Origin of the sequence: Allomuricauda ruestringensis DSM 13258 (assembly GCF_000224085.1) — a bacterium.
Classification (GTDB): domain Bacteria; phylum Bacteroidota; class Bacteroidia; order Flavobacteriales; family Flavobacteriaceae; genus Flagellimonas; species Flagellimonas ruestringensis.
In genome coordinates this window covers 2,517,967-2,532,347 of the sequence record NC_015945.1, presented here as the reverse complement: position 1 = coordinate 2,532,347, position 14,381 = coordinate 2,517,967, and the positions used below count along the sequence as shown (strand labels likewise).

The following is a 14,381-nucleotide window of genomic DNA, read 5'->3' as shown; positions in this document are numbered from 1 at the left end:
GTACTAGATTTATTCGTTTACCCAGTTTAATCGGTCCATTTGATTGTAGGGCCAAGGGGCTCCGTTGTTTTCTATGTTGGACATCATGTTGTTCAACTCCGTTGGTGCGGCCGATTGCTCCATGACCAAATACCTGCGCATTTCTACAATTATGGATAATGGATCTATACTTACCGGGCAGGCTTCTACGCATGCGTTGCAAGTGGTACATGCCCATAATTCTTCGTGACTGATATAATCTCCCAACAATTGTTTGCCATCGGGAATAAATTGGCCTTGGTTTGCATCTATATTATTGCCCACTTCTTCCAAACGGTCTCGGGTATCCATCATAATTTTTCGGGGGGATAGCTTTTTTCCTGTCTGATTGGCCGGACATTCCGAGGTACATCGTCCACATTCGGTACAGGTATAGGCGTTGAGCAGTTGCACCCAATTCAAGTCCATGACATCGGAGGCTCCGAATTTCTCGGGTTCGGCCGCATCATCTTCCGCAGGTGCGGTATAGGGATCTGCATCGGGATCCATCATCAATTTTACCTCTTTGGTGACGGATTCCAAATTATTGAACTGTCCCTGTGGCTTTAATTTTCCGTAATAGGTATTCGGGAAGGCCAAAAGGATATGCAAATGTTTTGAGTAATAGAGATAATTCAAAAAAGCCAATATGCCCAAAATATGCAACCACCATGCTGTTCGTTCCACAAAAATCAAAGAGGACTCGGAAAGACCTTCCAACAAAGGAACAATAAACTGGCTCACGGGAAAGAACCCTGCCTGCACGTAGTGTTCCGCCCCTATCTGTTGCAACTGAAAATCCGTAGCGTTCATGGTAAGGAACAGGATCATCAATACAAACTCGATGTAGAGAATCATGTTCCCATCGGTTTTGGGCCAACCTTTCATTTCGGGTTTTATAAAACGCTGTATTCTGATGATATTCCTTCTGATCCAGAAAACCACTACGGCCACGATCACCAATAGGGCCAATATTTCAAAAGACCCGATTAAAAAATTGTAAAAGGAACCCAGTGGGGAAAACAACCTGTGTGTCCCTAAAAGCCCATCTAGGATAATCTCCAGCACCTCGATATTGATGATAACAAAGCCCACGTAAACGATGATGTGCATTAATCCAGCAATGGGCCTTACCACCATTTTGGTCTGCCCTAGGGCTATTTTTGCCATATTTTTCCATCGTTGGGATTTGTTGTCGCTCACATCCACATCTTTTCCGAGTTTGATGTTTCTGGACAACTTTTTAACGTTGCGGGCAAAGAACCCAATACCTAGAATTAGGGCTATGGCGAATACTATATTGGGCAGATATTCCATTTATTGATTTTCTTTTAGTCCCGTAGAATCCTGCTGTTCTGCGGGATCGTTCTCGGGGAGCGTGTACTCTTTTTGTTTTTTACCAAATACGGAAACATTGACATAGCGCTTGGGATTTAGCCTAAAATCCTGCAACAATAGATCCAACTCCCTTGATGCATCGGCCAAATTGTTATAGAGCGCATCGTCTTGGTGCAATTTGCCCAAAGATCCCTCGCCCCTTTCTATTTTGGCCAATATGTCGTTGAGTTTTTCCACGGTAGTCTTGAACTCGGTAAGGGTTCCGCCAAGATCGGAGTTTACCAAAGAATCGGACAGTTTTGAAAAATTGGAAGTGATATGACTTACATTTTTCAAGGAACTATCCAACTGCATTTTATTGTTGTCCAGCAAAGTGTTCAGATTATCCGCGCTTCCCTTAAAGGATTTTACCAGTTGATTTAATGAGACTATGGTTTCTTGCAGCTGTTTTTTGGTGGGATCATCCAGTATCTGGTTCACATTCATTAATAAGGAATCGGCGTTGGACACCGCTCCTTCCACCTTCATCTGCAATGGGGTCAATTTTTGCTGTACCAATTCAGTGATGCCGGGTTTTATCTTTGATTGCAGGGTATCGCCCGATTTCGCGTACGGGGCCTTATCGAATACAGGTACAATTTGAACGCCTTTTCCCCCGATAATTCCTGTATCAAAAAGTTCCGCAATACTGTTTTTGGAAAATTCAAATTCATTGTTGATCGATAAAGTCACCAACAATTTACCGGAACTGTCCTTAAAATTAATACTGGTAACATTGCCCACATTGTATCCGTTAATGGAAACCTGGGTCCCGGGCTGCAATCCGCCTACATTGTCGTAAACAGCATAAAAAGTCTTGTTGTTTTCAAAAAGCGGAGAGGATTTTAAGTAGCTAAGCCCAAAAATGAAGGCTACAATTCCAGCGACTACGATAATCCCAGTTTTGATTTCCCTGGATAATTTCAAAAGATTCGGTTTATGGTTTAAACAAATTTAGGAATAATTATAACAAGAGTGCTTTTGAGCGCATTCTACTTCAATGCATCCGTAATGGGAATCCTTAGCCCGTCCTTGTATGCTACTATGTACGATGTGGCATAGCCTTTGGCATCCGCATTTTTCTTTAACTTCTTGGCCTCTTCAAAAGTATTTGCATTCCCGTACATATATCGGAACAGGTTCTTATAGGGTTCTTTGGACAATTCGCCCAGCCCATTAAAGTTACTTCCATTAAGTGCAATATTTTTTCCACTGGCCATCAATTGCACTTTGAACACTACCCCTGTCTCTTCTTTGGCTTCTTTTTCTTCCTGAATCTCAGGAGATTTCTTTTCAGGCTGTTTCTCTTTTACCTCTTCTTGCTTTTCGGGGCTATCCTTTGGTACGGTAGCGGCTACTTCATCATCCTTGACTTTAGGGGTATTGGCAACTGGAGTTGGCGTAAAGCCCATCTCCTCTTTATAAGCCAGCACGGCATCGGCAATGGCCTTTCCCATTTCTTCCTGTCCTTCTTTAGAGTTAAGATAGCTTCCCTCGTTTTTATTGGTCAAAAAACCGGCTTCCACCAAAACACTTGGCATAAAGGTTTGGTGCAGTACTATAAACCCTGCTTGTTTTACCTTTCTATCCTTACGTTTGAGCCCTTTGGTAAAGTTATCCTGTAGTTTTTTCCCCAATTGTATGCTCTGGTCAAGAAATTCTTCTTGCATAATGGTAAGACCTATCACAGATTCTGGGGAATTAATATCGTATTCCGCATATCGCTGCTCGTAATCATCTTCCAAATAAATTACGGAGTTCTCTTTTTTGGCCACCTCAAAATTTTGACGGTTGGCATGCAGCCCCAGCACATAGGTTTCTGTTCCGTAAGCATTGGAATTGTGTGCATTGCAATGTACCGACACAAAAAGATCGGCATTGGCCTCATTGGCGATCTCTCCCCTTACGAACAAATCAATAAAGGTGTCATCGTTCCTGGTATAGACCACTTTTATATCGGGGTGCTTTTCCAGCTCCTTCCCTACCCTTAGAACAATGGCAAGTGCTATTTCCTTTTCCAGATATCCATTTCCAATGTTCCCCGGGTCGTGCCCACCATGTCCTGCATCCAAAACCACAACAAATTTATCTTTGGGCAATACCTCGGTATCATTTTTGTTAAAAGAAGTCAAAGGAAGGACCAGAAGTAGAAAAATTAAAAATGCGAACCGACTTTTATTCATAAGAACTGAGTAATTATAGCGTTCATTAATGGTTAAAAATATCGTAATCACCAATAAGTAGAACAAAAAATATATGTAAGTTTGAGGCCAAAAACTGGGCCAAACTAGCACAAAAATAGGATTTATCACGTTGCAACCAAATAAACATCTTTTACTTTTCCTATTTGTTCTTCTTTGTGGCACAGTTACCTTAAGTGCTCAAGAAGACCTTATCACACCTTTGCCCATCAAAGTTTCCAAAGACACCATCACTGCTCCTTTGTTGCCTCCGAACATCTTGAACGATTCAATAAAGACGGATTCCGTTGCAACAGATACCGTTCCCAAAAAGCAGCCTTTGCTTTTGGACAAAATCAAATATAAGGCTAAAGACTATGTAAAACTTAGCCAAAAGGACAATAAAATTTACCTGTACGACGAAGCGGAAATCTATTATCAGGATACCGAGCTAAAAGCCGGTGTTATTGTAATGGACTATGTAAAAAACGAGGTCTATGCCGGACGCATGAAGGATTCGTTGGGCAATTACTCGCAATTGCCCTTTTTTAAGCAAGGGGACAACGAGGTAAGGCCAGATTCCATCCGTTTTAATTTTGATACCCAAAAGGCCCTGATCTGGAATTCCAGAACCGAGCAACAGGCAGGTTTGGGACAATTGGGAAGCGACGCCATGAAGGTCTATGCCGAAAAGACCAAAAAAGAGAACGATTCGGTTTACTTTTTAAACGAGGGTAAACTGACCACTTCCAACGATACGGTAAACCCCGATTATTATATTAGGGTACGAAAAGCCAAATTTGTTCCCAAAAAGAAAATTATCGCTGGGTACAGCAATATGTACATTATGGATGTACCCACACCTGTTGCCCTGCCCTTTGCTTACTTTCCCCTGACCACAGGTAGAGTGGCCGGAATATTGTTCCCTACCTTTGGCAACGACCCACGAAGAGGATATTTTATCCAAAATGGTGGATATTACCTGCCTATAAGTGATTATGTGGACTTAAGTATTACGGGGGATTATTACACGAACGGCAGCTATGGTCTGCAGGGAAGTTCCATTTACACCAAGCGCTATAAGTTCAAGGGCAATATAAACATCAGTTACGAAAACTTGGTCACCAGTCAGAAAGGTTTTGACGATTACAGCCGAACCAGCAACTATAACATTAGGATATCGCACTCCCAAGACTCCAAGGCCAGCCCCAATTCGCGTTTTTCCGCATCTGTTAACTTAGGGTCCAGTCAATATTACACGAACTCCCTTAACCAAGTAAACCGGAACAATTCTCAAACAAACACCTTTGCATCATCCATAAGCTACTCCAAAACATTTCCGGCCTATCCATCAGTAAATACAAGTTTAACGGTGAGCCATACCCAAAACACACGGTCGGAGGAACGGACCATTAATATGTCCCTGCCGACCTTTCAGGCAAGTATGGAGCGAATCTATCCTTTTGTAAAACGGGATGAAATCAAAAAAGGGGTTTTTGAAAACATCAATCTTCAGTATGATGTCAATGCGCAGAACAGCATTACAACAACAGAGGAAAACTTCTTCAAAAGCGGCATGTTCGATGATGCCAAAATCGGGGCAAGGCACAGAATACCTATTGCAACCAATTTTAAACTGGCCAAATACCTTAGTGTAAGTTTAAATGGTAACTACGAGGATGTCTGGTCCATGAAAACAATTAGGCGACAATATGATGCCGAATTGGAAGAGGTGGTAACCGATACCATTTCGGGCTTCGACCGTTTTAACCGATATAGTTTTGGAACCAGCATAGGTACAACAATGTACGGTACATGGAACTTGGGTGAGGATAAAAAGATACAGGCGTTACGGCACGTTATGCGCCCATCGATCAGTTATAGCTACACACCTTCCTTTGAGCAGTTCTACGAATCCTATACCGATGGGGATGGCGAAGAGGTTCAGTACACTCCGTTCGAGACCAGCATCTACGGAAGACCCTCCCTGAACAAAGGAAGCTCTTTGAGCTTTTCCCTTCAGAACTCCCTTGAGGCCAAGGTCAGGGACAAAGATTCCACGGCCACCGAACCCAGAAAAGTGAAAATCTTGAGCAATCTTTCGTTTTCTGCAAGTTATAACCTAGAGGCGGATTCCTTAAAGCTTAGCCCGGTAAGTATGAGCGGTGCCACAGAAATCATAAAAAATGTACCTATAAATTTCGCCGCCACTTTTGACCCGTATGCCATTGACAACAACGGACGAAGAATAAATACCCTCAATATAAAAAATGGTGGGGGCATTGCAAGATTGACCTCTGCTAGGATAAATACCAGTTTTTCGCTTAACAGTGAAATGTTCCAAAAAGGGGGCGCAAAGGAGAAGAGTGACGAGGAGAAGCAATCGGATTTTAGTGACAACCCTTTTGCCATGGATGATGTACGGGGGGATCGTTCCAATTTTGATCGAGGAAGCAATAGGCGGAACAATGCCAATGCTAATGAAAACACGCCCATATACAATAACAAACTACCTTGGGACGCTCGGTTTACTTATGTCGCCTCTTACAACAATAGTAACCGACAGAGTGAAATCACCAACCACTCTTTAATGTTCTCGGGGAATATTCAACTTTCACCTAAATGGGAAGTAGGTTTTAACTCTGGGTACGATTTAAAGAATAAAGGTTTTGCCGATACACGATTCGCCTTTAAACGCGACCTTGGCAGTTTTAGACTAAGTTTTGACTGGACACCTTTTGGTAGATATGAGCGTTGGTACTTCTTTATTGGGATAAAGAGTTCCCTATTGAGCGATATCAAATGGGAAAACAGAAGTCAGCGATAACTTTAGCTCGATATTTTTTACCTTGAACCAAAACATAAAACATTCTCATGAAAAAAATAATAAACACTTCAAAAGCACCGGCACCTATAGGGCCGTACAACCAAGCAGTGCTCATAAAAGATACGCTGTACATATCCGGGCAAATTCCTATTAATCCCACAACGGGAGAATTGGTTGAAGGCGATATAAAGGCAGAGACCAAACAATCCATGGAAAATTTAAAAGCCATTCTCGCCGAAGCAGGGATGACTTTTGAGCATGTGATCAAATCCTCAATTTTTATTAAGGATATGAACCAATTCGCCCAGATCAATGACGTTTATGGAACTTATTTTGATGCAGATACCGCCCCTGCAAGGGAAACTGTGGAAGTTGCAAACCTTCCTAAGTTTGTCAATGTTGAAATATCGATGATTGCCGTTAAATAGTATCTTGGTGAAACTCCACAAGACCCTCGATAGGTCTACGTCGGATGACACCCAAGATCAAATCGTTGCGCTCCATACAGGCCTTCAGCTCATCTCTTAAGAAGTGAGCTATACTCCCCACAAAGCTAACGGGTACCTTGGTGGCCAGCTCGTATTGCATGATGTAATTGTTTACGAACTGCTGTAGTCCCTTTTCAATTACTCCCTTGCAATAAGGGTGTTCCTTGTTTTCAATGATAAAACGTGCAAAAGTGGCCAAATAAGTGTTTGGATTGGGTTGCTTGTACAGATGATCTTTAATGACATCGGCATCCAAATCGAATTCCTTGGCAAACTTTATCCCAAGATCCTGTGGCATTTTATGGAAATAGTAATCCCGAATCAATTTTCTTCCAAAGAAGTTCCCACTGCCATCGTCCATTAAAATGTAACCAAGTGATGTTACTTTCTGAATCAGCTGGTGACCATCATAATAACTACAATTGGAACCGGTTCCCAAAATACAAACAATACCCTGTTTGCCAATTTTAGTGGTGGAATAAATAGCGGCATAAGTATCTTCCCTAACCTCTGCTTTGGCATTGGGAAAGAAATCCTTGAAGATGGATTTCAAAAAAATTTTCATTCTATCGGTACCACAACCGGCACCATAAAAATACAACTGACGTACTTTTTCCTTGTTTTTGGAAAGTTCAAAATTATTGGCCAACCTATCCTCTATTACTTCTTTGGTCAGCACTTCTGGGCTAAGGCCCAACGTTTGGGTAACAAACAATTGTTTCCCATTATCATCCAAGGCAATCCAATCGGATTTAGTGGCACCACTATCCACAATCAAAACCATACGTCGAGATTTTATATTGAAATCCTGAAGAGAGGAATCCCCCCTTCAGGATAAAAAATTATTGAGATAAAAAATTATAGGCTTGCTGCGTGCAGGGCCAAATCAACCAATTTGTTGGAATATCCGGTTTCGTTATCGTACCAAGAAACCACTTTGAAGAATTTGGAATTCAACTCGATTCCAGCATCTGCATCAAAAATGGAGGTTCTTACATCACCTACAAAATCTTGCGACACTACCAATTCATTGGTATAACCCAAAATTCCCGATAATTCACCTTCAGAAGCTTCCTTCATGGCCTTTTTGATGCCTTCGTAAGAAGTTTCCTTTGCCAAACGAACGGTCAAATCCACTACGGAAACATCAGCAGTTGGAACCCTGAACGCCATACCGGTAAGCTTACCTTCCAAAGATGGAATTACCTTGGTAACCGCTTTTGCAGCTCCTGTAGCAGCTGGAATAATGTTCAAAAGGGCACTTCTACCTCCTCTGTAATCCTTTTTTGAAGGACCATCCACAGTTAACTGTGTAGCTGTGGTAGCGTGTACAGTGGTCATCAAACCTTCATCGATACCAAATGCATCATCCAAAACTTTGGCGATGGGCGCCAAACAGTTGGTAGTACAGGAAGCGTTTGAAATGATGGTATCCGTAGCTTTTACATCTTTGTGGTTTACTCCCATTACAAACATTGGAGCATCTTTGGAAGGTGCAGAGATAACAACTTTTTTGGCTCCTCCATCAATGTGGCTCTGTGCCATATCCAAGGTTGTGAAGATTCCTGTACATTCAGCTACGATTTCCGCTCCTGCTTCGTCCCACTTCAAGTTTTTTGGGTCGCGCTCAGCGGTAACCCTGATCGTTTTTCCATTGACCACTAGATTACCATCCTTCACTTCGACAGTTCCATCGAACCTACCGTGTACCGAATCGTACTCCAATAGGTATGCAAGATGCTCAACATCCAACAAATCGTTGATTGCAACTACATCTACATTGTTCCTGCTCGCGGTTGCTCTGAATACCAACCTTCCAATTCTACCGAATCCGTTGATTCCTATTTTTAAATTTGACATGTTCTTCTTTTTTGTGTTTAAATTAAGTTGTCATTATATCCGAAACTCTAATGAGCTCTTCGTCGATTTCTGTATGTGCTTTTATGGCCTCGGCCAAAGGTGTAAGCACCAATTTGGTATCCTTGATACCTACCATTAGGTTTGATTTGCCTTCCAATATGCTCTCTACGGCCTTAACGCCCATTCTACTGGCCAAAACACGGTCAAAGCAAGTTGGGTTGCCTCCTCGCTGCATGTGTCCAAGTACGGACACCCTAACGTCATAAATGGGCAAATGCTCTTCCACGTATTCTTTTAGTTCAAAAACGTTCTTACCAATTTTATCCCCTTCGGCAACAATTACGATACTGGATGATTTCCCTGAAGCTTTACTTCGTTTTAGGGAATCCAACAAACGCTCAAGTCCTAGATTCTGCTCGGGAATTAAAATTTCCTCAGCACCAGCGCCCACACCGGCATTAAGGGCAATATGCCCTACGTCCCTGCCCATTACCTCAACAAAGAACAAACGGTTGTGGGAACTTGCGGTATCACGAATCTTGTCAATGGCATCCACCACTGTATTGATCGCGGTATCAAAACCTATGGTGTAGGAAGATCCCAAAATATCGTTATCAATGGTTCCCGGGATTCCTATTACAGGAAATTTATATTCCTCGTTGAACAAAAGCGCACCTGTAAAACTTCCATTGCCCCCAATGACTACAAAGGCATCAATGCCCTCTTTGGTCAGTTGGTCGTAAGCTTTCTTCCTTCCTTCCTTGGTCCTAAATTCCTCGCAGCGAGCAGATTTTAAAATGGTCCCTCCCTTATTGATAATGTTGTTTACACTACGTGCATCCAAGGTCTTAAAATCACCTTCCATCATTCCTTGGTATCCTCTGTAAATGCCTACACACTCAATTTTTAAATATGCACAAGTACGGACAACGGAACGAATTGCGGCATTCATTCCAGGAGAGTCTCCGCCAGACGTAAAAACTCCTATTTTTTTTATTTCTGAAGCCATTCAAATTTTTAAGAGGTCAAAGCTAGGAAACTTTATTCAAATTTTGAATACCTTAATAATTTATTTGTTTTAACGGGTTTTCTCAAACGTTTTCGTAATAAATTAATACAAAAACCCTAAAAAATATAAATTTTATTGCGCTGATTAGGGGTGATTAACAGGCTTTTCCGAAAAACGAATCAAACTGTCTTTTCCCATGACCTGTGCGGGCTGTTTTCGGGGTGTAGGTTTTTGTTCCACTTCTGCCTTTTCTTGCTTGTTGAACACTTTTCGCATCAACTCCCGAAAACTATTAAAGTCCACTTGGTAAGATAGCCCCACTCCTTGTGTATATCCTTGTCTTTCGGCCAAAAACTGCTGTACCTGGTTTTCCCTGTTAAATATTTTGGCACTGAGCGTTCCCTCATCATTCAACAATACCTGTACCTCAACATCGCCGGCAACTACCGTTTCCGAAACTCCGCCTACCGGAACCCCTACTCTTCCGTTGACCAAAATACGGTCGGACAACTGTGTGGAGACCGTCACCCCTATCCTGTCCTCTGTGGCAATGTCGGCGTTGGGATCGTTGTAGCCTTGTTCGTAAGATACCCCAAAGTTAAGTTTGTCGTTGTTGCTCGATAAAATTTGGTTGAACAGCCCAGAGGCGGTCTGAATCAGGTTTCCGGTAACGGCCTGTTGGTTGATCCCTCCCGATTGTGGGTTCACAAAAGTTCCTTGTGCCAACAAAAAGAAGGCGTTCCTTTCCTTAATGGTCGGATCTTGCAAGCGATACTCCAGTTCGGACTGCACCACAGAGGTTGTACCTGGAAAATCGATTCCAAAATTGATGTTGGGACTTTCCAGTTCCCCATCCAACCTTATAACAACTTCGGTGGGTATTCTTCCCGTATACCCCGCATTGTCCAAAAGCGGCGCAGGGTTGGCATTAAGGGAATATACCGCTTCCAAGTTCAATTGTGCGGCCAAGGGGTCCTGCTCCCACAGAATGGTACCTCCGGGACGTACCTTGAACTTTTTATCTATGACGCCTCCGTATTTAAAATTGTATTCCCCGGACACCACAACAAAATCCCCGTACATATTAAACTTTCCATTGGTATTGATCTCTATCAACAAAATGCCTTCCCCTGTTCCCTTTAAGGAACTCCCTGTGGATCGGTCCACTACAATCTCCACTTCTGCCTCGGGGGTAACAGCAAGGTCAAAGGCCATTTCCAAACCTTGGTATTCATCCAATACCCGTTCTTCCTCAAAGGATTTGGATTGCCCTTTTTCCAAAAAATTGATAAATGAATAGTCCCCTACGCTAGTCACATCGCTCAAAGGAATTTTAAGTGAAGAGCCTCGCGCTGTAGTAGCATCCACTGTAATGGTCAAGGCATCGGTCGGACCATAGATACTTCCCGTTCCATTAATGAAACCTGTTCCGTAGTACAAAGATTCCTCATCGTATTCGGTGTTCAAAATCATAAAACGATCGTTCTTGGTATCCACATCCAACCCAAGGTACCAATCGTCAAAACCGGTGTGGCTTATGGTTCCGTCCAAGGTTGCGGTGGTCCCCTCTTCTATATCGGACAGCTCCACATTTTCAAAATAAAAGGTCTGGTCGAACAGCCGTACTTGGGAATATGGCGCAAAATCATAATCCACATTGAGATAGGGGATTCCAATGCCTGCTTCATTTAAGCTGAGTACTCCATTAATAGCGGGGTTTTCCACATTACCGGTGATGGTGGCATTTCCACTGACCTTTCCCCTAATATTTGAAATTATACCCTCTCCCAAAGGGTTGAAGGGCTCTAGGGCAAAATCGGTAAAGTCAGCAACCAAATCCAGTTCTTGCTTATTGTTTATGTTTGTGACCTTGCCATTTATGCTCATGAGTTCTTTTCCTTTATCATTGAGCCAAGTGCTCACACCAAACTCGGTAAGGTCGTTGTTGCCATAAATCCCGACTTCCAAATCGCCCATGTGCATTTTATTGATACTAAAGTTTTGGATATTTAAACTTGAAGTGGGCAGATACTTTCCATCTTTCTGTAAAATATTGAGAAAACCATCCACTTTCCCACCCAGTTTTAGGCTATCGATCGCCGGAGCGATCTTGCTTAAGGACACCAATTTAAACTGTAGGTCCAAATCTTTATAGGTGGAATCGGCAAACTCTCCCCTTAATCGAATCTGCTCTTGGTTATTGTTGTCCATGACCACATCCTCTATCCTGATGCTGTCCAAAGAGCTGTTAAAGATCACTTTGTTCTTATTGTTCCCTTCTTTGTTGAGCACCCAAGTGTTCCCTTTAAAACTAATGTCCGATTTTTTCAGTCCAATGACCGATCTGTTGTTTTCGTTAAAGGTGTGGTAAAAGTTCAGGTTATAGCTATCGTTATACTCGCTTCCTCCCTTAAACTCGGTTCTAAAGAAAAGGGTGTCTTTTAAGGTGGTATTGATCAGGTTAAAATCTTTGATATCATAATACACCGTAGACATGTCCTCCACGGAAACAAAGGTGTTGAACAATGGGTTTTTGTTGTCTATCTTCAACTCTATATTATCAAACTTGTTTCCAAAGGCCTCGATACTGGGCGATTTAAAGGTGAGCTTAAAATCACTTTGGTCCGCCTTTATGGCTCCTCGGATATAAGTATTGGCATCGAAAGCTATTTCTGGAACAAACACATCAACAATCTTATTGTAAATCTTAAAATTGAAGTCGAGATGTTGCCCGCCCGAAATCTCAAAAGGTTGGTAATTGGTATAGATGCTTCCGATGGAATTCTGGATCAATGGTCCCAATTCGTTTACCTTGAAATTCCCTCGCATATATCCTGTGATGATATCCGGTGAGTTGATCTCCACGGTTCGTATGGTATCCCGATCAAAGGAAGAGGTTACATTGAAATCCTCGAAATAGTATGTATCGTTCGCATTTTGATAGGTGGTATTGGAAAAACGCAACTGTCCTGCCATATCATCGAGATTGTTGCCTTCAATATCCATATCCACATGCCCTTTAAATATGGAAATGCTATCGTTGATAAAGTTCAATTCCTTAAGGTCGGCATAATCTACAGCGGCCACAAAGTTGAATTTGTTCTCCCGGGCCCCAAAATTGGCCAATCCCTGAAAATCGAACCTAAAGTTATCGTCGTTGCACAAAAGCACACCATCAAAAAGTTCGTTGCTGAGTATACCGGAAACCTTTATTTTATTATACTCATAATTGTTGAATTCAAATTTGTAGATGTCCCCTGAAACCTCGGTATTCAAGCTCTCCGCTACAAATCCCTTTCCTTCAACATTCATATCCATAGAGGCAAGCCCAAGGTCATCATTATCTAAAAATTCCCCGATATCAAAATCGATCAAAGAAATAAAACCAATGTAAGAAGCATCTTCTATGGTCTGCACATTGGTCATTTGAAGATCCACGTAGCTATCACCCACGGCGGTGTTCAAATTAACGGTTACATCTATTGAGGTTTCTGTAATCTCCGTATCTCCACGCACTGTAAACTGACCCAATTTTTGAACGGATTCCGGAATGTTCCTGCCCAATATTTTGGGCAAAATGCTTCTTAATTGATAATAACTGGAGGTAAGATTATCTATATCTCCACGTAGTACAAAGGGAGCCTGCTCGCTAAAAATATTATCGAACCTAAAGTCACCCCGAATACCTGTATTATCGGTAAAAAGGAACAAATTATCAACCTGAAGCTGGTTGAGCACACCACTAAAGTCCCCGGTAAAGGTCACCGTTTTGTCCTGACCAAATTCATCGTAAAAAGCATTTATCTCGTTTAGGGCTACGGAAGATTCCGTGAAATTGGCATCAATCTTCACCAAATCAACAAAATTGGCCAGGTCATCCCGCTCATAATTGAACACCAAATTACCTTTTAGCTCGGATTGCTCGGTATCGATCAGCAAGGAATCAAAGCGCATTTGTTGCTTGGTGTATTTAAATTCGGCTGCCAATTTCTTAAGGCGTATTCCCCGTTTTGCCAAGGTGGAAAGATCGTCTATTTTTAAGGAAACATCCGGCCCAAGAATCTGAAAATCGTGTGCCAAAACTTCAATTTCCGAGAAATTCAGCACCTCTGGTTTTTCCAAGTTCTCATCAACCAATCTAAATTTCCCGCCATGTATCTCAATCTCATCAGAAGACATAAAAAATGGAGGGGTTCCCGGGTCTCTGGGCTTACCGTCATCCAATTTGTCCACAAACACATCCAAATTGGTATCCGTTTCCCCTTCGTAGGTCTTTAAATTAAAAGTAAGACCGTCCAATTCCATATCGCCAAACTCCATCTTATTATTGACCATATTGCGCAAGTTTAAAATGGATGTGGTCAGTTTGTGAATGTAAATTAGTGTATCCTTCTTGTAGTCTTCCACATAAATGCCCTTTATCCCTGCATTCATGTTGAACAGGGACATGCTTATCCGTTCAATTTGGATATTAGTGCCAAACTCCTCATTTAAAGAATCCGTAGCGTATTTTCCCAACTTGGTCTGTACCGCAGGTAAGGATAATACCAAAGAGCCCAATACCAGAATAAGGATAATGGCCAAAAGGAAACGCAACAGTATTTTACGAAGTTTTTTGATAG

Annotated in this window: 9 protein-coding genes; 2 read left to right on the top strand and 7 right to left on the bottom strand. The window is 42.1% G+C overall.

Annotation, left to right across the window (positions count from 1 at the left end; translation table 11 throughout):
• Nucleotides 1-9: 9 nt before the first annotated feature.
• The 3 genes from MURRU_RS11400 to MURRU_RS11390 form a co-directional block, all read right to left on the bottom strand.
• Nucleotides 10-1,335: a 4Fe-4S dicluster domain-containing protein gene (locus MURRU_RS11400; protein WP_014033620.1), complete on the bottom strand. Its 1,326-nt coding sequence runs from the start codon at nt 1,333-1,335 to the stop codon at nt 10-12.
• A complete protein-coding gene (locus MURRU_RS11395; protein WP_014033619.1) occupies nt 1,336-2,322 on the bottom strand; it encodes an MlaD family protein in 987 nt (328 codons plus the stop codon).
• Nucleotides 2,323-2,387: 65 nt separating this feature from the next.
• Nucleotides 2,388-3,578, bottom strand: coding sequence for an N-acetylmuramoyl-L-alanine amidase family protein (locus tag MURRU_RS11390; protein ID WP_014033618.1), 1,191 nt, complete (start codon nt 3,576-3,578; stop codon nt 2,388-2,390).
• A 130-nt stretch (nt 3,579-3,708) separates the two neighbouring features.
• On the opposite strand from MURRU_RS11390, the gene MURRU_RS11385 reads away from it, so the two are divergent.
• Both MURRU_RS11385 and MURRU_RS11380 read left to right on the top strand, forming a co-directional pair.
• Nucleotides 3,709-6,402: a putative LPS assembly protein LptD gene (locus MURRU_RS11385; RefSeq protein WP_014033617.1), complete on the top strand. Its 2,694-nt coding sequence runs from the start codon at nt 3,709-3,711 to the stop codon at nt 6,400-6,402.
• A gap of 47 nt (nt 6,403-6,449) precedes the next feature.
• Entirely contained in the window at nt 6,450-6,830 is a 381-nt protein-coding gene (locus MURRU_RS11380) for a RidA family protein (protein ID WP_014033616.1), read from the top strand.
• Here MURRU_RS11380 and MURRU_RS11375 read toward each other — a convergent pair.
• The 4 genes from MURRU_RS11375 to MURRU_RS11360 all read right to left on the bottom strand — a co-directional run bounded on the left by MURRU_RS11375 (nt 6,823) and on the right by MURRU_RS11360 (nt 14,355).
• Nucleotides 6,823-7,674, bottom strand: coding sequence for a hypothetical protein (locus MURRU_RS11375; protein WP_014033615.1), 852 nt, complete (start codon nt 7,672-7,674; stop codon nt 6,823-6,825). The two genes, MURRU_RS11380 and MURRU_RS11375, sit on opposite strands and share 8 nt — an antisense overlap.
• A gap of 74 nt (nt 7,675-7,748) precedes the next feature.
• Nucleotides 7,749-8,750: a type I glyceraldehyde-3-phosphate dehydrogenase gene (gene gap, locus MURRU_RS11370; RefSeq protein ID WP_014033614.1), complete on the bottom strand. Its 1,002-nt coding sequence runs from the start codon at nt 8,748-8,750 to the stop codon at nt 7,749-7,751.
• A 22-nt stretch (nt 8,751-8,772) separates the two neighbouring features.
• On the bottom strand, nt 8,773-9,759 hold the full coding sequence (pfkA, locus tag MURRU_RS11365) for a 6-phosphofructokinase (RefSeq protein ID WP_014033613.1): 987 nt from the start codon (nt 9,757-9,759) through the stop codon (nt 8,773-8,775).
• A 144-nt stretch (nt 9,760-9,903) separates the two neighbouring features.
• Nucleotides 9,904-14,355: a translocation/assembly module TamB domain-containing protein gene (locus MURRU_RS11360; RefSeq protein ID WP_014033612.1), complete on the bottom strand. Its 4,452-nt coding sequence runs from the start codon at nt 14,353-14,355 to the stop codon at nt 9,904-9,906.
• Between the last annotated feature and the right edge of the window lie 26 nt (nt 14,356-14,381).